Consider the following 18,139-nt stretch of genomic DNA (forward strand, 5'->3'; position numbering starts at 1 on the left):
CCTTCCGGATAGGGCGGAGGCGCATAACCACCGCACCGCCTGGATTGCCAGGCGAAACGATGGACTACTAAACTCATAGACGTTGGTTGAGAACAACAGCCCTAGAGTGTAGAACCCTCGCGGTTATGCACCGGATGAGTATTCGCTGAACAGGACCCGATTGCAGTCGGGTCCTGTTCTGTTTCATCTGTCGGCAATTTCGGTTCGGATGTCGCGGCCGCAAATACTCACCTGATAAGTCTATCGAAGCATCCGTTGGCACGAGGGAGTCGAGACTTTCAGCAACCCTCATTAGTCTGGCTCGAATGCAGATTCCAGCCCGGAATAGCCCTACCCAGCTTCTTCTCTCTCAGCTCCGAAAGTTTTCCAGAACGAATACGAAATCGCTGGTGGGTATACCAAACTGCCAGGACCTTTTCTGCTGAACTCGCAGCTGTCTTGTACCGCGGGTATCTTCCGGTTTCCCGAAGAAATTTCTCCAGCTCTCCCAACCGCTGCTGCCACAGGGTATGTTCCCTTTCCGCTTTCGGGGGCGTCAGCCATCCAGACAGGTTCTCATCCAGATAATGCTTCCTGGATTCAAGGAGTTTGCCCGCCCGATATCGTCCGCGTTGGCTTTGCAGGAAGCTGTACAGCGAGCTTTCACCCTCGAGGTACCCGCGGGGGAACCGTCCGTGCACCTGTCGGAAATCGGCCAGGTCGGCGGCTCGTTCTTCCCACGTGGGTTTCGGCTTTTTCAGCCCGCCCGGCGGCAGGGCCGGATGGTCATGGACCATAAGACGCTGTCCTAACAACTCGGGGTGGTAGGTGATCCTGGTGCGGATATGGTCATAGACCTTCCGGTACGGGACCCGGCACAGCACGGCGATCCGCCACGGATCCAGACCTTTGGTCCACATGTAGAACCACTCTTCACGGGACCAGTGCTGGGGAGTCCAGGACTCCGGTTCGGCGGACTCCAGGGTTGTTGTACCGGTCATAGCCGTAGCCAAACAAATTTTGGCCGGTTCCGCCACGGTGGCGCACAACCGGATCCGGATTCATTGGGACCGTTAAAGGGTGGAAGCGGGAACCACACCACATGGTTCCCGCTTCCCTTACTGTCCTCCGCAACCAACGAAGGAAATCTATGGGGCGCGGTGCTTCTCTTCTTCGAGGGTCCGTCTGCCCGGGCGCAGGGCGCCGGCCTGAACCGGTTCCCACTTTCTGCCCTGATTGTATTTACGCTGCAGCCTGCGCACCTCGCGCAGAGTTGCTGCTTCGATCAAGTCTGACACGGACTTATATCCTTCGGCCGCTCCGGCGGCCAGGAACGCTGCCCTTACCTGCTCGGCGTCCTCCACTCTGAAGTAGGGGGTGAAGGATGCAGGTTTCTGACGACTCATGCTTCCGGGCCTAGCTGGCCGTGGCCCCGGGCAGAGGTGCCGCCGGCCAGGGATACAGGGAAGTCAGATGCGTAAAGGCTTTTGGTCGGCCGTCCTCGTGGAAACTCATCCCGGAGTGCTGGTGGCTTCCGGCAGCATGGGAGACGGCGGCCAGGGCTAGAACAACGATTTCGCGGTCCAGCCCGGACAGAATGTCCGAGAGGACAACCGGGACTCCTTCTCCGAAGGACGCGGCCAGGAGCAGGAAGCGCCGTTCGCCTCCTGAGTATGCTCCGCTGTTTGCATGCTCCGGGATGGCGGCGAAATCGATCCATGCCTCGGTCGTTTCTCCGTCAGCGTTGGAGCTGGTGCGGATCCAGGGTTTCCCTGGGGCTGCGAAGCGGCCGCCGAAGGCCCGCAGCAGCAATTCCGTTCCGGCTTCCAGCGAGTAGGACCCTCGGGCCCATCCTCTGAGTTGTTCCTGATGTGACATGTCTGCCGTTCTCTCGCGTGCTTGGTGGGAAGGGAACGGTCGGTGCCAGCGTATCCACCGGCACTGACGCACTTGATTACTGCACCCAGCTCGCCCAGGTTTCCCCCGCGGCCGGCTCGGCCCCGGTAGCGGCTCCTGTTTCCGGTGCTGGCTTGTTGGCGCGGCTGGCTTTCGCAGTCGCGTAGCGCAGCGACAGGCCGATTTCCTCAACCTCAAACTCCATCACGTTGCGCTTCTCCCCTTCCTTGGTTTCATAGCTGCGCGGCTTCAGCTCACCGCGGGCGATGACCCGGGTGCCCTTGGTCAGGGATTCAGCCACGTTCTCAGCCGCTTCCCGCCAAACACTGCAGCGCAGGAACAAAGTCTCTCCGTCTTTCCAATCGTTCGCCTGCCGGTCAAACGTTCTGGGGGTTGAAGCAATGGTGAAGTTTGCGACGGCGGACCCGCTGGGAGTGAAGCGCAGCTCCGGGTCAGCGGTGAGGTTTCCAATAACGGTGAGGGTGTTTTCACCTGCCATGGTGATCAGCTTCCTTTGATGTGAGGTGGTGCTGCGTTTTATGGGTTAGTGGGCTTTCTCCAGCTCGATGACCTGGTTGATCTTGTCCGGGTTCAGTCCTGACCAGTGATCTTCGGAACCGTCTTTGTCATAAACGACAACGGGGACCTGGGCATATCCGAGTTCGTTGGAGATGTAGTCCACGGCTGTTCCAGCGGTACTGATGTCCACTACCTGAGGTGTCAGTCCGGCCGCTTCAAATTTCCGGATGGTGAGCTTGCACGGTGAGCAGCCGGGCCTGGTGTAGACGGTGATAGTCATGGCACTCATTCCTCAGGTTTCGTCGTCGTTTAGTGTGAGTCCGTGCTGTGGTGCTGCTTCTATTATCCCATTTATTCATCTGAATAAACAGCCCTTATTCCGCGTATTTTAGGGGTTTTCTACCTGTTTATATGGGAAAGGTGAGTAGGGTTCGGAACCGGTGGCGCTGGTTCGGTTGTTGGCCCCTCCCCCGTTGTTTTTTGCCTGCTGGCGAAGCTTGCGGAGCTGTGCCCGACGGAGGCCTGTCTACCCGCAGGGCAAGGGTCGGAAAATTTCCGGAGGGAATAAGCGACGCAGGAGCGCCGAAGGAAAATTTGCGGCCTGCAGGCCCCGACGAAGGAGGGGCTAGACGGGCTGGAGCGGGCACGTATGATCCGAAGGACAGCAGCAAAAAACGTCGTAGACACATCAGGTCCGGGGGGGGTCCGGAGCTCTGCGACGGCGCGCCCCGGACCACAGAGCCGGCCGCGCAGCGGACGCCCGTTTCCTGTGTGGAGCAGTGTAGTTTTCACGAAACTCTCACGCTCTTGGATGTAATCTCGCACGAGTATCAGGACATCGCGCGGTGTTCTGTCAAACAGGGGCCTTTGAGTGGTTGCAGACAGGCAAAGTGGTGCCTGGATCTGTTAGGCGAAATGAGTTTCGACGGTTCCACCCTTAACCGAAGTCACCACCTTGGCGGCAACCTCGTGCAGCTTCTGGTTTCTGTGGCTGGAGGCCGCGCGCAGGATATTGAACGCTGCATCCTGTGAACATTTGCTCTGGCCCATAATGATTCCTATGGCAATATCGATCACGGTGCGCGAGGACATGGCGGCCATCAAATCTTCTGACCGTTTCTGCATGTCAGCGATCCGGATGGCCAGCTGCACGGCAGCCGATGCCTGAGCGGCGAATCTTTTCAATTCACTGACCTCGCGATCGGAAAATTCGTGCGTCTGTGCGGAGTAGACGTTGATGGCGCACGTCGCTCGGCCGGGCAGGGAAACCGGTACCGCCAACACTGCGCCGATGCCATACCCGGCAGCTTCCCTGCAGTACACCGGCCAGCGTTGATCTTCCTGAAAGTTGTTAACTTCCACCACCTTCCCGGTGGTGGCCGCGTGAAGGCAGGGTCCTTCTCCGAAGGCACACTGCATTTCGTCAGCCTGCCGCGCTGTTTCAGTGCTGCTGGCGATAACACGCGGTCCGGAGGGACGGATCAAGGTGATTGCACAGTGAACGGCTTCGCCTGTTTGCGATAGTTCACGCGAAGCCAGCACCGCAATATCTTCCAGGAACCCCTTCACATCCTGGCTAGCCAGGATGGCTTCGATCAGTGACTCGGGCAGTTCCGGCGGGGTTGGTTGATGCTCCATGTGGTGCAGTCCTTAGGATCCCCCCTCGCCGGGAGATTTCTCCGACGTCGAGAACACCCGATTATTGGCTCGTATCTCACGCTACGCCAGAAAGCCCCTGAGGGAATCCGCCCGGACCGTCCAGCCACCAAGGCGCAGGCCGGTTTGTAGGTACTGGGCCGGTGTCCGGCAGCGCGGATGTGAATGGTCCGTGACTGGACGGCGCTCGTTGGGCGTAAGCGCGTCTCTGGGGCCACACTGCAGCGGCCCCGGCAGGTGCCGGGGCCGCTGCGGGTCTAGCTGTGGTGGTGCTTTCTCACTGCTGCCCAGGCGGCGGTGACGGCGCCCAGCGCCAGGACTGAGAACACCAGATTCAGGACGATCATTGCTGTTTCCTTTCTTCGATGAGCGGCTTAGAGTGAGAAGGAGCCCGGTGGCCGCAACCTTTGCGGTCACGACCACCGGGGGTTGTGTGACTACTTCCTTGCACGTCGCTTACGCTTCCGAGTTCGCCCTCGGGAGCGTTTGCTCGTTAAGAGCACGCTTCGTGCATGGCGTCGGAGGCCGCCACCCGCGCACTCAGGGATTTTTGGGCACAAAGGAGCGGGGCCGGAATCCGTACTTCTTGGACTCCGGCCCGCTCCCCCGGCCTACTCGGTTGCTGTCTCTTCTGCAGGGGTTCCTGAGGGTCCATATTCTTCAGGTGTTGTCCTCCCTGCAACCGGGTGCTGGCGAAGTGGACACCTATCCTTTGATTTCCATTCATTCCACCGAGAAAGAGTTGATATTGCTCCCCGCCTAATAGGGGGAATCACTCAACCAGGGAGTTCTATTTCATGCGTCAATACCCTCTTCTCCGAAAAACCCGGTTATTCCGGCCTCTTTGCCTGACCGCCGGTGCTATGGTTCTGCTAGCCACCGGCTGCATGGTTGGCCCCGCAGCCACGGCCGCTCCAGCCCCAACCCTGCAGGCCGACCCGATGGTGACCGCTGCACCGCTGCAGATCACTGAGGTCACACCTGATACCTCCAATATGGGTGGTGCCGACGCCTTCGAGTTCATCGAGGTGTACAACGCCTCCTCAGAACCCGTGGACTTCAGCGACTACACCCTTCGCTACCTTTATCCTCTCCCGGACCTGACCAACTCCAACGTGGTGGATTGGCCCGCCGCCCAACGGGACGTTTCCATTGCACCGGGCGGCACACTGGTCTTCTGGATCAAAAACGGCCAGAACGATGCACTGACGAACGCCGATTTCAACGCCAAGTTCGGTTCCTCCCTGGTCATGGATGAAAATCTCGTCGAGATTTTCACCGGAGGCATGGCTAACGGCTCGCCGCGAGGACTGGAAATCGCCACGAACACCGGCTTTAGCCTGAACCGTGCGTATTACAACCTTGATGGTGCGGACAACACATTCGCCGATCAGGGCATCCAGTACGCAGTTAACCCCGAGGACCCCACCCGGCAGACACTGAGCGGGACGGCTTCAGCTTCGCCTGGCACTGTTACCGCGGGCCAGGTTCCGGCCAGGCTCATGGTACTTCCGGCCGACTCGGTTGCCCCCACGGTGGCAGATGCGACTGCGCAAAGCATCGACCCTGCAGCAGACTTCTCATTCGGTGCCACCGCCACCGATGATCAGCAGGTACGCACGGTCACACTGCATCTGCGCAGCAACCTTGAAACGGAATTCAAGGCTCACTACCTGAAAGCTGGCGAGGATGACCACTACAAACACATCCTCGACGTCTTCGACCCGATGGACAAGCTCTGGTACGAGTACTACTTCACCGTCACGGACGGAACCAACACGGTCACCACCGACATTCGACGCGTTGACGTCGAAGGCGCTGACACTCCACCCGCAGAAACGAGTTGGGCTGCCTCCGCCTACCGGGGAGGTGTCGAAATCATCGACGCCGCAGAAGCCGACCAACAGACCCTCGATGGCACCGTCTTCACTGACAAGAACAGGAACTCCACCCAGGACCCCGGCGAACCCGGTATGCCCGGGGTGACCGTCTCCAACGGCCGTGAGGTCATCACCACCGATGGGCAGGGCCGCTACGAGCTGCCGGCATTCGATAACATGACCGTTTTCGTTACCCAGCCAAGCGGCTACCAGGTCCCGGTGGACGAGGACAACGTCGCGCAGTTCTTCTACAACCATCTGCCTGAGGGCTCCCCTGCCCTGAAGTACGGGGGTATCGCCCCTACCGGAGCACTGCCGGACAAGGTGAACTTCCCCCTGTCCAAGAGCAACCTCACCCAGTCCCCCGAACAGCACTGCGTACTAGGTGCCGATGTCCAGACCTACAATCAGCAGGAAGTCAGATTCGCGCGCAACGGTGCCTTCGCGGACCTCGCTGCCCGCACCGACTACGCCGGCTGTGGTGCCCTGTTCGTCGGTGACCTCGTGGGCAACGACCTGTCGTTCTTCTCGCAGACCCGCAATCTGGCTTCCATGCTCAATGGTCCTGCCCGCTTCCTGCCGGGCAACCACGATATCGACTTCGACTCCCTCGACGGTGAGCATGAGTTCGATACTTTCCGCGCCCAGTTCGGGCCGGAGTACTATTCCTACGACGCCGGTAAGGCCCACGTTGTGGCGTTGAGCAACATCGTGTACACCGGCCCGGCGCGCAGCGATTATGACTCTGGCCTCAGCGACCGCCAGCTGGAGTGGCTGCGCCAGGACCTCGCCTCCGTGCCCAAGAACCAGGTCGTCGTTCTGGCCTCCCACAGCCCCCTGCTCGAGTTCTTCTATAGCGACACCCACGAAACAAATCCGCTGGAAGAGATTTACAAGATCCTGGAAGGCCGTGAAGTGATCTCCTTGGCCGGTCATACCCATATGTCGGAGAACCTGCGGAAGGGCGATCTCATGGCCGGCTGGTTGGATGATGTCGGCGATCAGGGTCTGCCGTTCACGCACCTGACTGTGCCTGCCGTTTCCGGCCAGTGGTACGACGGACGCGTTATGGAGGAGGGATACCCCACGTCCGTGCAGCGCGACGGTACTCCTCCTGGCGTCCTGACGCTGGACATCAAGAACACGGAGGTTCGTGAACGTTTCACCGCCACCGGCGACGACGCCTCCGACCAGATGGCCCTTGGTATCAATTCCCCCACCTACCGAGCCTGGTACGAAGAGTACAAAGACCTCCCGGGTCGGGCTCCAGCCCCGGAGAATCCAAACGCCGTGACCCAGGGCGAGCTCAGCGAAACCTGGCTGACCACCAACTTCTGGATGGGCTCCACAGGCTCTACCGTAAAAGTGTCCATTGACGACGGCACGACCACGGAAGCCACCCGTACCCAAGCAATGACCGCCAGCGATGTACCGCTGATCGGCGCCCAGTACACCGATCCAGTAGCCACCCTGGAACAGCTGGTGCACGGCGGAGGCGTCCACGACCGCACCTCTCACCTGTGGCGCCTGGAGCTACCCTCGGATTTGGCTATCGGCGAGCACACCGCCAGTGTCACCGTAACCGACGTTCACGGCCAAGAATCCACCGAGACGATCACCTTCGAGGTCACCGAGTAATCTCCCGTTTGACACGACATCGGGTGCTTGCGAAACGCAACCACCCGATGTCACATCTCAGGCTTCACCCTTACCCTTCAAGTCGCGGGTTAGATCGAGCCCTTCGACGTTCTACTGACACCGGCCGTGTTCGTTGACCCCGCCAATAGCAACAGTCGCTGCCAGCGCCAGATGAATCGTTGATGCACCAGTCGCACTGATCTCCCGGCGCGTCAGTCTGCCTCAGCCGTTCCAATGCTGAGGTAGCGATACACAGTGGCACGGCTGGCGCCGATGATCTTCCCGATATCGACTGCGGTGAGCCCTTGGGCCCTGAGATCTCGGGCTCGTCTGACCCTGGCATCCGCAGTGGTGACTTCCCGCCGGCCCGCCTTTCGCCCATGTTCCGCCGCCGCGGCCATCCCCGCTCTTGTCATTTTCAGTACTCGCCTGCACAAATTTCAGTACTCGTCTGCACGACCCTCCCGCGGCGCAGGAAGGAGAACGATCTGTGGGACCGTGCAGCCGCATTAGTCTCGGCTTCGCCGACGATCGTCTTCGCTGCCAGCGGCGGGATCATCACGGACTTTGCGTTCGCGCGATGCCAGGCGACCTCCGGCATGGTCAACGTGCCGGACTCCCGAATATGTACAGCTTTCCACGTTCACGCCGCTACCTTCCTATAGTGCAGAGGAGTAGTAAGCGAAAACGACATTTGTGCAGAGGAGTACGGAAAAATCAGTGCTCAACACTCGCCTGCACAACCCCGAAAATACGCGGCTGGTTGTGCAGACGTGTACTGAAAATGACAATTTCGGGGGGGTCCGGCCAGCCCTCTGGCCATGTGCACGAATACGGTCGTATTCGTGCACCCGTTGATAGCTCACCATGCCTCCCGTTTAGCGGGCGCCTACCGGGCACTTTATTGGGCGGGGCTTGAGGGAATCGGGACGGTCGCATCTATGAGCGCGCACCCCCGCCCTGGGCCGGTGTGAGCTGTTCCGCTAAGCGACCGTCAAAAGATTGCAGGTGTCGGGCCAGACTTACGGCCCGCCACCTGCAATTTTCGCCTTGGAGACTCCCGGTGGTTTGTGCCGAGTGGATTGGTACCTTAGGGGCGGGACGAAAGCCGGCAAGGCGCTGGTCCTCACAAAGTTATTGCATCAGTCCTGAGAGGTACTGCCAGCTCAGTTCTCGGAAATCACAGTTGCACTCTGGATGACAGAGCTGGGCAGTACAACCTTGGCGTGAAGGATCTCGATCCCAAGCATCGTACCGTTGACGTCGAAATCAATAGTCACTTCACCGTTGTCACCGGGGGTGACAATGGAGTGGATCTGCTCAGCTGACTGTCCGGGCAGAATCGCGTCCGCCAGCTGGATGTACGCGGCGTCCACTTTCGGGTCGTAAGTAATCTTCACGGGCTATCCCTTGGTTACGGTAATTATGTTGCCGGACTTGTTGTCGACAATAACCCGGATCTTGTTTTTGCCGGACCCCTGCGTGAAGACAGACGTTCCCTTGTTCCCGGCGGCCCTGACGCCGTTTTGAACAACCTGCCTGATGAGGGCCTGGCTCACCCCACGGGCGGCAGCCTGGGAGGCAGCGTGCGCGGAGATCCTGGCCACCACGAACAGTGCCGGAATCCAGAACGGATCGGCCACAACCGGGAAGACTGTTGCAGAGCTGAGGGAAATCCTTTGGACAAGAGTCGATCACTGGTCGAGTGCCTCATAAAGCTGTTGCTTTTCGAGACATCATGGGTGTGAATCGCAGCGGTGAATGGTGTGGTTTTCGCAGGGCATTCGATGGCGGGCCAACGGCCGTATAAGGATCCCGCTGAGGGATATTCCTGCGTACAGACCCTTGATTGACCTATCCCTGATCTATCGATTGAGCGTCTTACATGGCGATTCGCAAGTGAACCGGCGCTGCATGGGCAGTGTCTTGTGCGGGTGAGTGGAGTGGTTGGAACCATCGCAGGCCATGTGTGCGCGATACCCATGAGGTGAGGGCTGCTGTGACGAGGAGTGTCATTGGAACACTCAATAGGAGGGCGGTTGGTGGGACGGCGCCTTGATGAAGTGAGGTAGGGCTGAGGGGTGCGAGGAGAAACAGGATGAGATTGTTGGCGGTGTGCACGACGATGGCGAGTTCGATCCCGCCGCTCTTCCACACCAGGAAGCCCATGCAGATCGCAAAGACCGCCAAATCAATCTGACCGACCCAGTCGTATCCGTGCCCGATGATGAACAGCGGAACCGGGACCAAGATGCCCCACAGCGGTGAGCGCAACCAAGTTCCGAGGAGTTGCTGCGGTAAAGCCCGGAACGCGTACTCCTCTGCAGCGCACTGCAAAGGCACCAGAAGCAGGACGATCACGAACACAAGGACGATCCTGCCGTCCATGACCGGTGGTGCAAGGTCCTCCGGCGGTGCGAGAACGAACGTGACGGCGTGCACGAGAGTGTAGAGCGGTATGACGATCATGCTGGCCATCAGCAGCAGGCGCCAGCGCACCCGGCCGGCGATCGAGTGAATAACACCTCGCCTCCCGCCGCCCCAGCGAGAGCCGAGGATGACAGCGGGAAGTCCGAGAGCAATGATCCCGAGCATGACCAGCAGGTCCATCGGGTTCGTCGGGTCCTCAAGCGATTCTGAAGGACCCCAGGATCCTGGCGTTGTCAGGGCAAGGACCACGGAGACGATCAAGACAATGAGCAGCCCGCCCGCATAGAGGCCCACCGTGGTTCCGAGGACGGCAAGCGGCCTCCACCACCGGGCTGTCCTCGGATGCTGCTGCGCGAGCCGGTGGTACGGCAGCGGTGGGTGCGGCCTTGTTTCCTCTGGTATTGCCAGGGCGGGAGCGGAAATGAAATCCATGTTTCTAAGCCTGTCCGGAGCTCAGCGCCGGCAACTCCCCCATCGGGCCGCACTTTCCCGGTGACCTGAATACTCCAAATGGACGATCCCGGTCCTGAGCACCGTCCGTACAATGAGCAAATGATCACCCACCCGGCGACCGTGCACCCCGAGCACTTCCCCGGGTTCCTCGGGGCCCGGCCAACGCTTCGTGCTGTGATCATTTCGTTGGTCTGTTTCGTACTCGGAGCAGCCATCTTTCTGGTGTTGTTCGGGGTCGAACTCGAAGAACGGGGCGACACCACCCCTGACTCGCTCATCCTCATCGTGTTCTTCGAAGCACTGATAGGTATGACCGCGGCCATCGCAGCCGGCCCCGTCCGTACCTCCCGCGTAGGCAACATACTCCTGGTGGCAGCTGCGGTATTCAGTACCTGGGCGCTACCGGCCTGGATTTTCGCGGCGGTAAGACTAGGTTCACGACGCTCATTACCCTTGGATATCTCCGTCATCACCATCACCGCACTCGGGGCGGGCGGGTACACCTGGCTACGGGAAACCCTTGTTCCTGGTACTCCTACGAGTGGGTTCGACTACCTCCTCATCATGATGATCGCTGCGGTCGGGGCCGGGCTCGCCGTATTGTGGGGTCGTGTCCGTGGAACGCGCGCGGCCCTGGTGATCGCATTGCGTGAACAAGCCGCTTCGGCTGAAGCTGCTCACCACGCGGTCCTGCAAGCCCGTCACGCCGAGATCACCCGAACCCGAATCGAAGAGCGCAGCGCTATCGCCCGGGACATGCACGACGGGATCTCACATCAACTCGCCATCGTCGCCATGCACTCAGGGGCCCTCGCATACCGTGCGGATCTCACCAAGGAGCAGCAACGATCCGCTGCCAGTACCGTCCGGGATGCCGCCGCGAACGCCAGCAGTATGCTCCGCGACGCACTGACAGCACTGCGCAGCCTCGAAGACCCCCATGCCGCATCACCGCTACCTGACGCAACATTCATCCAACAACTCGTCGAGGCAGCACACCAGGAAGGCCGGCAGGTGGAACTCACCTGGGTGAACATGACCGCCGGTGACCTGGACCAGACAACCGGGCGCACCGCGACCCTCGGACGCATCCTCGAAGAACTCCTCCTCAACGCCCAGAAGTACGCACCAGGTGCCCCAATGTCCGTGCAGATAGAAAAGGTCGCGAGCACCACTGTGCTTCGCGTGAGCAACCCGCTCGTGGATCGTCCGTCACATCCGCCGCCTCCGGTCGGAACCGGACTCGGCCTGATCGGGGTCGCCGAACGCGCCGAACTCCTCGGAGGTACGGCGTTCTTCGGCCCCACCCACGCTGGAACGTTCGACGTCGAAGTGGTCCTCCCATGACCACGAACGCAGCCATGAACGCGGCCACGGGCGCGACGTCACCCCTGCATCAGCCGCTCACCCGGGTGCTCATTGTCGATGATGAAACACTCATGCGGGCAGGGCTGCGTCTGATGATCGACGGGATCGACGGGATCACTGTCGTCGGGGAAGCCGCGGACGGAGCCGACGTGCCAGAAGCAGTGCAGCAGTTTGACCCCGACGTCGTGCTCATGGACATCCGGATGCCGACCGTGAACGGCATCGAGGCGACCGCTGATCTACGTCATGCTGGGTCGCGAGCCCAGGTCATCATCTTGACCGCGTTCGACACCGATGTATTTCTCAGGGACGCACTCATGGCCGGGGCGGTATCGTTCCTCCTGAAAGACTCCGCCCCCGACCTCGTTATTCGAGCGATCCAGGACGCGGCGACTGGGCAGTCCTCGTTCTCGCCCAAAGCGCTCACCCGGCTTATAGGACTAGCGACCGCACAAACCGCTACCTCTCAGTCGTCCGCCCACACTCAGGCAAGATCACACGTATATGGTGTACAGGACCAGCCCACAGGTGTCGACACTGCGCATCTGGTCACCCTGCGTGAGTGGGAGATCGGGGGCTACGTCGCCCAAGGCCTCTCGAACAACGACATCGCGGCCGCACTTTTCCTGAGTCCCACAACCGTAAAAACACACCTGTCCAACCTCTTCGCCAAGCTCCAGGTGACCAACCGGGTCCAGTTGGCGATCCGCGTCCTCGAACACAGCGCGCAAGCACAGCCGTGAACCCTAGGACCAAACACCCGATGCGGCTGAACAGTCGCCCTGTGCACAACGAGGTGTCAACGAGCGAGTCCATACACCGATCGTCTTACATGCAGTTGATACAACATCTAGTACTAAAAGAACGCCGCCACCTACAGCTGTGACCCACAAGTCTGTGCTTCCATCAGCGTTTGCTGTAGATAGTGCTCTGGGACACCGAGGGCGATCAGGTCATTGCGTGTGCGTTGGAAGCGTGCCTCGCTACGAGTCCATGCGGTGAGATTTCCCAGCAACCCTCGAGCTGCAGCGGCATCCTCACATGCCTCAATGATCACCGCCTTCATCGCTTCATGGGCTTCGCTCCATCGATCACGCTGCCGGGCAGGTGGCGGCGTACCATCAGCCAAAATCCCGTCCGGCTCCGGTGACAGCAGCGGGGCTAACGTCCCGTATGCGGTGATCTCGCCAGCCTCGATGAGGTGAAGGGCGGTGGCTGCGGCTTCGAGCATGGTCTGCTGAGCTCCCATGGAAGGGGCTTCGTAGGCCCGCCATGGGCCGCGCACACCGGCTCGTACGGGGTGATCGACCGTTCGCCAAATGCCGGACGCCGAGGGCCGAAACGAGGGTGGAGAGCTCATCAAGGAGTGTGCGTAAGAGCCGGAACCACACCCGACGTGCACGGATCGACGCGGGAGAGACACCATGCCGTTGCGCATTCCCTGGTGCGTGCGCGAATCCATACGATTGACGGAATCACGCGCGACTTCCGCACGCATGTCCTGCCTCTCCCAGCCGGCGAAGACCCCCGTGCCGCCGAAAGCGGGGGCGAGGCGGCTGTCGTGGTGTGGGCAGGTAAGTGTCAGTGGAAGCTGGGACACCACCGTGAACCCGATAGCGCCGGGCGGAGCCGTGCTGACGCAGGTCGGACACGCATGGCACATCGGACTGCGCTTGGGATTCATGGGCAGCCAGGCCCGCCAGCGGGATACCTGCCGGAGAAACCCGCCCTCATGCCACCCACGACCGCAAGCTCGACTACGGGCTACGGGTTACGGACAGTGAGTGGCCAGCTTACGGCTTGTGTTCGCCGAAGGACGCCTTCGAAGCATTCACATGGACGGCTGGAGCAGACGACTTCGATCAGAGCGACGCTTGGTGCACACGACTTCGGATAACCCTGCGTCCGTAGTGCCCTGCACTGAGGCCTCCCGCAAGCCCATGGGTCAGCGGGACTCCTTCATCCAAGCTCGCGCCTTTTCCATGAGCGCTTCGACAACAGGTTGCTTCTGCGCCACGTAATCATCACGGCGATCATGGAAACGGGCAACGAGCTCTTGCTTGGCTTGCTCGTAGTCGATCACGGCTGCAGGAGTCGCGCGCAGATAGTCGCGGAACAGCAGGTGTCCCTGCAACGCATCCGAGCCCAACCGCATCACGTGGACGTGATCGGTGCGCTGCTCCCCGATGATCCGACACAGGAACGAGTGGTCAGGGTCGGACGGAAAGGAAGATGGTACGTATTCGAACCCTAGGGCGGAGAGTTTAGACAAGGTTTGGGGACTGCGCGTTCGGACGACGCCGGGCACGCCCACCAGGACGTCTCTGGTGTCCTTCGATGACAGTCCAGGCACACTCGTCGATCCAACGTGCTCGATCAGGTCAGTGGGGAACGCCGCCCGCAGCTCCTTTTTCGTGCTCTCGAAACGACGTGGCCAGCGCTCGTCGTAGGGCACTAGCGCGACTTTCGAGTGTGCTCGATTCATATCATCAAATTATCGCCTGGATGGATTGAATGAAGCACCTGCAACGGTGTGGTGGGAGTTCAAGCTGGAACTAGGCCCATCTGTCATGAGGTGTAAGCCGGTCCTTAGCTGAAACATTTACTGACTTCCAATCAGAAAAAGTCCTGGGTGGGATAACTAAGCTGGATTTCCATGAAGATGTGCCCGTGTTTCCCGTTCTGAGGTGGCTGCGCGCCCGATCAAAGCCCAGAAGCTCCCAACAATGACGATCGCAGGCAGACTTAGAACTAGCGATAGGGAGTAAAGCATTTCTAGATTCGCGGACTCCGCGCCCGACGGTGCGTCAAGCCAGCCCTGCACCGTCACCAGGACGACCCACGCGATAACGGCAAGGCCCACCATACACATGTATCGCACCCAATCTCGCATGTCGGGTTCCCTCCAGAGAACTAGGAGCCCGACAACTACAACGCCGACTGGCAAAGCGGCGAATCCTACGATGAACCAGATGACTTCCATTGAATTCATGGTTCACCATAACTACACCGGGTCTGCAGGCGACGTTTCCCTAGTGCCCGCACGCCGGTCCCACAACGAGAGCCCTGCCTCTGCTAGGCAGGTCAGATAGAATCAGGTCCATGAGCACTCCGAGAAACTACTCGATTGAGACAATTCAGGCTTGCCTGATCGGCGTTTCAATCCTGCTTTTCGGAATTGCATTGTTGGGCGGTGATATCATCATCTCCCGCAGCCCTCTTGCCGGAAGCTTGATAGCTCTGGCAGGTACTTGCTATCTGGCCAGTGCGCTAATGAGGACGCGACGTCGCCCACGATCACCAAAGGGAAAGACGTGAGCGCTAGAACAATACTGTAGACATTTACGTTGGGCGCGATAGCGTCAACGAGGTTCGAGCGCGTAGGGGGACATCTGAGATCCGGACGACGAGACGTGTTACGCCGTAAGTACCTGAGTCTCGGTCTAGGAGAACTCGTCTCGGCTGGAGTTTTCGTCACGGTGGCTGTTCTCATCGTGTCACCGCAGGTCAAGGCCTGGACCGACACTGCAGCACTATGGGCTGCCCTCATCCCTTTACTCATCATCTTGATACAGGCAGGTGTGTATTGGCTGTGCGCGCGTAGCTGGGTAGAACGCACGCACATGCCACCAAGGCTCGCAGCCTTCTACCGGACGTTTCAAATAGTGAACGTGTGTCTCCTCGCGAGCAGCCTATTTGGAATAATCAGTTGGCTACCAACCCACCCCGATCTTGCACTCGTTGTCGTCGGGGCCTGGATTTTCGGCGTCATCGAGCACATCAACTATTTCGTCGTTCGGCTGGCCTACCCGATCCAACAATGGCCATTCATGGTTCGCCAACTACGACAACCTCAACTCATATTGGACCTCGCCGCCTCGCGGTAGTCCTGCGCCGCACTGCTGGTCGTAACCCTGCCGACGCAACCGAACCAGTCTCCATCAGTCAAGCAGATGCACCTCGGCTTGAGGGTGGCGCGTCCCTGGCCCTTTGTAGTGAGGTGTCGTCGCGCGCATTTTGGGACGCGAATGCGGTTGGAATCGGCCCCGTTGACCGGACCCCCACCGCGGCATCCTGGCGTCACTCTCCCTGGCAAGAAATATGACCGATCCTTCAGAGCGACAGTTTTCGGGTAGTCCGTCCCGGGGCCGAGCTTTTCTTCCACTAGGCTCCATTCATGGGGAAGAAGGAGAATGTGAAGAGTACGGGTCCTGAACTAGCGAGTACTGACAAACGCCGGAAACGCTCTGCGAAACTTGCACAACTGCCAGGCGTCCGAACCATCGAGCGCCAGCTTGAAGGTGAGAACTCGTTCTCGCTGGCCTACACACGCACCGGCCCGGAAGGCGGCCTGCCGGTGCTCGTGATCCCCGGTGGGCCTGGGCTTGCATCAGTACTGCCATATGGCGGATTGCGCGCAAATCCACGAAACTCGGCATCGACCTCATAATGATGGAACACCGCGGGGTCGGCCTGTCCCGTACCGATCAGAATGGGACCGACCTGCCTCGGGGAGCGATCACGGTTGCAGAGGTGATTGATGACGCCGCGGCGATTCTTGATGCCGAAGGCGTCAAGCAGGTCATCGTTTACGGAGCGTCTTACGGCAGTTACCTCGCCCAGGGTTTTGGGATCAGATACCCCGAGAGGGTGGGAGGCATGATTCTGGACTCGGCGATGATGAGCGCCGGGTTCGACCTGGCCGCCACTGACATGCTCAAGGCCCTGTTCTGGGACGGAACCCCGGCCACCCAACACCAAACAGAAACGATCCGCCGCCTCATTGAGCAGGGCACGGTTGACGCTGAGGAGATGTTCGCTTTGCAGTTCCTCTATGAACTCGGGGGGGCCGCCCTTGGTGGACCGCATGCTTGGTCTCCTAGATCGAGGCAGAGGACGACGAGTCTGGAAGTGGCTCAACAGATTGGGAACACGCGAGATCATGACACCAACGCCATTTGTGATGGAGTTCGATCACGTCGGTGAGATCGCCTTCCGCGAGCTCAATTTCGCACCCGATACCACCAACGCGCCCCTAAAGCCCGGGCAGGTCTTGGACCACGCGGCCCCGCACTTTTCACCGTTCCAGGGTGAACCATTCAGCTTGGTTGATGCCCTTCCTCATTTCTCCTGGCCGACCGTCGTCATCTCCGGAGACCACGACATCCGCACACCCCAGATGGTGGCGAAACAAGTATCGACGCTGATTCCGGATGCCACACTGCTGACGGTCCGAAATCACGGTCACAGTGCGCTCGACACCCACCCTGATCTCGCCCTTGAAGTAACCCGCACGGTAGCGGACAGCGTTCACACGTCGCGAACCATCGACGCTGCCGCGTTGCCATCGGACCCGCACGGTGCCCGCGGGCTGATGCACCGGCTTGTCACCGCCCGGCTCCACTTCGCCACCTACTGCCCCAGTTCCTTCAGCTAAACGATTCTGCTAGCCCTTTTGTGATAATTCGTTGCCGGCGCGTCACCAACTTTCGCTGAGCCTCGTACACAGCCAAGTCGGCGTTCACGGCCACTACCGCAATCCTCGTGCGCACTCCAACCGGATCAATCGAGAAGAGGACCTGAATGACTTCCTCGACGCTATACCTCTGTTCTCCTACATCCACAAGCGTCTCGATACAGCCGGATCTGAATCTCTTACGGGTTAAAAACGCAACAGAGGGAGAGTCATCCAAGCAATGGGTATGGAGCCAGAAATGACGGAAATACATGGGCATCGCGCTTATACCGGCATGACTTCCGAGGGGGAAGCTGCTGTAGGCCGCATCGCTATCTGGGCTGCAAGTGTGGAACAGAACCTTGTGCACTTGTGTGCGCGGTTAATCAACATCGATGACCACCACACTGGTTACGCCATAACTGCAACCATGGGTGCGTCAGCGGTGAACGAACTTGTCCTCGGCCAGGTCAACGCGGGCATGTCCAGCGTCCCAGAGCCGCTGAGACGCGTCGACCAGCATCGCTTCGGCACATACGTTCCGGCCTGAAGAAGAATGAATACCGAAGTGCTGTCCTGCCTCACCACCGCGGGCCGCCGGGTTGGACTCTCCGTGGCACGACGGCGACAACGGATTGCCGGAAAACAAGGTGATATCTGATGAGGATTCTGCATGATCAAAATGCAGAGTCTGTCGCTGACTGCCCCGAGGGATCAGAGACTGAACGGGTTCTTCGTAGGGATGCTGGCTCTCTTCCGGCCTCTGCCTCGATGCCGTCAGGCTCAAATACTTTCAGCCGCCACGCCAATTTCTACTGGATCTGCAAAAAACACCTCAAAATCCGAGTAAGTAATTGCTCCCATA

19 protein-coding genes and 1 pseudogene are annotated in these 18,139 nt (G+C 59.7%); 8 read left to right on the forward strand and 12 right to left on the reverse strand.

Going from position 1 to position 18,139, the window contains the following annotated elements; all coding sequences use genetic code 11:
* Window positions 1-278 precede the first annotated feature (278 nt).
* The 6 genes from M1D40_RS18300 to M1D40_RS18325 form a co-directional block, all read right to left on the reverse strand.
* On the reverse strand, window positions 279-980 hold the full coding sequence (locus tag M1D40_RS18300; protein WP_461171174.1) for a helicase associated domain-containing protein: 702 nt from the start codon (window positions 978-980) through the stop codon (window positions 279-281).
* 147 nt (window positions 981-1,127) lie between these two features.
* A complete protein-coding gene (locus tag M1D40_RS18305; RefSeq protein WP_461171175.1) occupies window positions 1,128-1,385 on the reverse strand; it encodes a ParB family protein in 258 nt (85 codons plus the stop codon).
* Between the two features lie 10 nt (window positions 1,386-1,395).
* Window positions 1,396-1,857, reverse strand: coding sequence for a hypothetical protein (locus tag M1D40_RS18310; protein ID WP_461171176.1), 462 nt, complete (start codon window positions 1,855-1,857; stop codon window positions 1,396-1,398).
* Window positions 1,858-1,933: 76 nt separating this feature from the next.
* Window positions 1,934-2,374, reverse strand: a complete 441-nt coding sequence (locus M1D40_RS18315) for a single-stranded DNA-binding protein (protein ID WP_461171177.1) — start codon at window positions 2,372-2,374, stop codon at window positions 1,934-1,936.
* 45 nt (window positions 2,375-2,419) lie between these two features.
* Window positions 2,420-2,674: a glutaredoxin family protein gene (locus M1D40_RS18320; protein ID WP_461171178.1), complete on the reverse strand. Its 255-nt coding sequence runs from the start codon at window positions 2,672-2,674 to the stop codon at window positions 2,420-2,422.
* Window positions 2,675-3,300: 626 nt separating this feature from the next.
* The gene (locus M1D40_RS18325; protein ID WP_461171179.1) at window positions 3,301-4,032 is read right to left on the reverse strand and encodes a GAF and ANTAR domain-containing protein; all 732 of its coding nucleotides are present in this window, start codon (window positions 4,030-4,032) and stop codon (window positions 3,301-3,303) included.
* Between the two features lie 959 nt (window positions 4,033-4,991).
* Between M1D40_RS18325 and M1D40_RS18330 the strand changes: the two are divergent.
* Window positions 4,992-5,267, forward strand: a pseudogene (locus M1D40_RS18330) (lamin tail domain-containing protein); the annotation flags it as partial.
* A 576-nt stretch (window positions 5,268-5,843) separates the two neighbouring features.
* The gene (locus M1D40_RS18335) at window positions 5,844-7,568 is read left to right on the forward strand and encodes a calcineurin-like phosphoesterase C-terminal domain-containing protein (protein ID WP_461171227.1); all 1,725 of its coding nucleotides are present in this window, start codon (window positions 5,844-5,846) and stop codon (window positions 7,566-7,568) included.
* Between the two features lie 212 nt (window positions 7,569-7,780).
* Here M1D40_RS18335 and M1D40_RS18340 read toward each other — a convergent pair whose 3' ends face one another.
* The 4 genes from M1D40_RS18340 to M1D40_RS18355 form a co-directional block, all read right to left on the reverse strand.
* On the reverse strand, window positions 7,781-7,984 hold the full coding sequence (locus M1D40_RS18340; RefSeq protein WP_461171180.1) for a helix-turn-helix domain-containing protein: 204 nt from the start codon (window positions 7,982-7,984) through the stop codon (window positions 7,781-7,783).
* A gap of 750 nt (window positions 7,985-8,734) precedes the next feature.
* Window positions 8,735-8,968: a DUF2283 domain-containing protein gene (locus tag M1D40_RS18345; protein WP_461171181.1), complete on the reverse strand. Its 234-nt coding sequence runs from the start codon at window positions 8,966-8,968 to the stop codon at window positions 8,735-8,737.
* A gap of 3 nt (window positions 8,969-8,971) precedes the next feature.
* Window positions 8,972-9,211 carry a DUF4258 domain-containing protein gene (locus M1D40_RS18350; RefSeq protein ID WP_461171182.1) on the reverse strand — a complete coding sequence of 80 codons (240 nt, stop codon included), beginning with the start codon at window positions 9,209-9,211 and terminating at the stop codon, window positions 8,972-8,974.
* Between the two features lie 238 nt (window positions 9,212-9,449).
* The gene (locus M1D40_RS18355) at window positions 9,450-10,430 is read right to left on the reverse strand and encodes a lysostaphin resistance A-like protein (protein WP_461171183.1); all 981 of its coding nucleotides are present in this window, start codon (window positions 10,428-10,430) and stop codon (window positions 9,450-9,452) included.
* A gap of 195 nt (window positions 10,431-10,625) precedes the next feature.
* Here M1D40_RS18355 and M1D40_RS18360 point away from each other — a divergent pair, with 195 nt between their 5' ends.
* Both M1D40_RS18360 and M1D40_RS18365 read left to right on the forward strand, forming a co-directional pair.
* The gene (locus M1D40_RS18360) at window positions 10,626-11,798 is read left to right on the forward strand and encodes a sensor histidine kinase (RefSeq protein WP_461171184.1); all 1,173 of its coding nucleotides are present in this window, start codon (window positions 10,626-10,628) and stop codon (window positions 11,796-11,798) included.
* Window positions 11,795-12,562, forward strand: coding sequence for a response regulator transcription factor (locus M1D40_RS18365; protein ID WP_461171185.1), 768 nt, complete (start codon window positions 11,795-11,797; stop codon window positions 12,560-12,562). Before M1D40_RS18360 ends, M1D40_RS18365 begins: the two co-directional genes overlap by 4 nt.
* Window positions 12,563-12,693: 131 nt before the next feature.
* Here the strand turns inward: M1D40_RS18365 and M1D40_RS18370 are convergent, their stop codons facing one another.
* Both M1D40_RS18370 and M1D40_RS18375 read right to left on the reverse strand, forming a co-directional pair.
* Entirely contained in the window at window positions 12,694-13,068 is a 375-nt protein-coding gene (locus M1D40_RS18370) for a hypothetical protein (protein WP_461171186.1), read from the reverse strand.
* A 696-nt stretch (window positions 13,069-13,764) separates the two neighbouring features.
* Complete coding sequence (locus M1D40_RS18375; protein WP_461171187.1) at window positions 13,765-14,274, reverse strand: GrpB family protein; 510 nt, start codon at window positions 14,272-14,274, stop codon at window positions 13,765-13,767.
* A gap of 1,955 nt (window positions 14,275-16,229) precedes the next feature.
* Between M1D40_RS18375 and M1D40_RS18380 the strand changes: the two genes are divergently transcribed.
* From M1D40_RS18380 to M1D40_RS18395, 4 genes are all read left to right on the forward strand, one after another.
* Window positions 16,230-16,805, forward strand: a complete 576-nt coding sequence (locus M1D40_RS18380) for an alpha/beta fold hydrolase (protein WP_461171228.1) — start codon at window positions 16,230-16,232, stop codon at window positions 16,803-16,805.
* On the forward strand, window positions 16,762-17,256 hold the full coding sequence (locus M1D40_RS18385) for an alpha/beta fold hydrolase (RefSeq protein ID WP_461171188.1): 495 nt from the start codon (window positions 16,762-16,764) through the stop codon (window positions 17,254-17,256). Before M1D40_RS18380 ends, M1D40_RS18385 begins: the two co-directional genes overlap by 44 nt.
* Before the next feature lie 31 nt (window positions 17,257-17,287).
* On the forward strand, window positions 17,288-17,485 hold the full coding sequence (locus M1D40_RS18390; RefSeq protein WP_461171189.1) for a TIGR02391 family protein: 198 nt from the start codon (window positions 17,288-17,290) through the stop codon (window positions 17,483-17,485).
* A 138-nt stretch (window positions 17,486-17,623) separates the two neighbouring features.
* The gene (locus M1D40_RS18395) at window positions 17,624-17,824 is read left to right on the forward strand and encodes a hypothetical protein (RefSeq protein WP_461171190.1); all 201 of its coding nucleotides are present in this window, start codon (window positions 17,624-17,626) and stop codon (window positions 17,822-17,824) included.
* Window positions 17,825-18,139: the final 315 nt, after the last annotated feature.

The sequence above is a fragment of the Arthrobacter sp. Z1-15 genome, from assembly GCF_054792395.1.

Excerpts from the sequence above, each read along its gene's own strand:
- M1D40_RS18305 (WP_461171175.1), bottom strand. The coding sequence starts at position 1,385 with ATGAGTCGTCAGAAACCTGCATCCTTCACCCCCTACTTCAGAGTGGAG.
- M1D40_RS18340 (WP_461171180.1), bottom strand. The coding sequence starts at position 7,984 with ATGACAAGAGCGGGGATGGCCGCGGCGGCGGAACATGGGCGAAAGGCG.
- M1D40_RS18355 (WP_461171183.1), bottom strand. The coding sequence starts at position 10,430 with ATGGATTTCATTTCCGCTCCCGCCCTGGCAATACCAGAGGAAACAAGG.
- M1D40_RS18315 (WP_461171177.1), bottom strand. The coding sequence starts at position 2,374 with ATGGCAGGTGAAAACACCCTCACCGTTATTGGAAACCTCACCGCTGAC.
- M1D40_RS18320 (WP_461171178.1), bottom strand. The coding sequence starts at position 2,674 with ATGACTATCACCGTCTACACCAGGCCCGGCTGCTCACCGTGCAAGCTC.
- M1D40_RS18365 (WP_461171185.1), top strand. The coding sequence starts at position 11,795 with ATGACCACGAACGCAGCCATGAACGCGGCCACGGGCGCGACGTCACCC.
- M1D40_RS18325 (WP_461171179.1), bottom strand. The coding sequence starts at position 4,032 with ATGGAGCATCAACCAACCCCGCCGGAACTGCCCGAGTCACTGATCGAA.
- M1D40_RS18385 (WP_461171188.1), top strand. The coding sequence starts at position 16,762 with ATGACACCAACGCCATTTGTGATGGAGTTCGATCACGTCGGTGAGATC.
- M1D40_RS18300 (WP_461171174.1), bottom strand. The coding sequence starts at position 980 with ATGACCGGTACAACAACCCTGGAGTCCGCCGAACCGGAGTCCTGGACT.
- M1D40_RS18370 (WP_461171186.1), bottom strand. The coding sequence starts at position 13,068 with ATGGGAGCTCAGCAGACCATGCTCGAAGCCGCAGCCACCGCCCTTCAC.
- M1D40_RS18310 (WP_461171176.1), bottom strand. The coding sequence starts at position 1,857 with ATGTCACATCAGGAACAACTCAGAGGATGGGCCCGAGGGTCCTACTCG.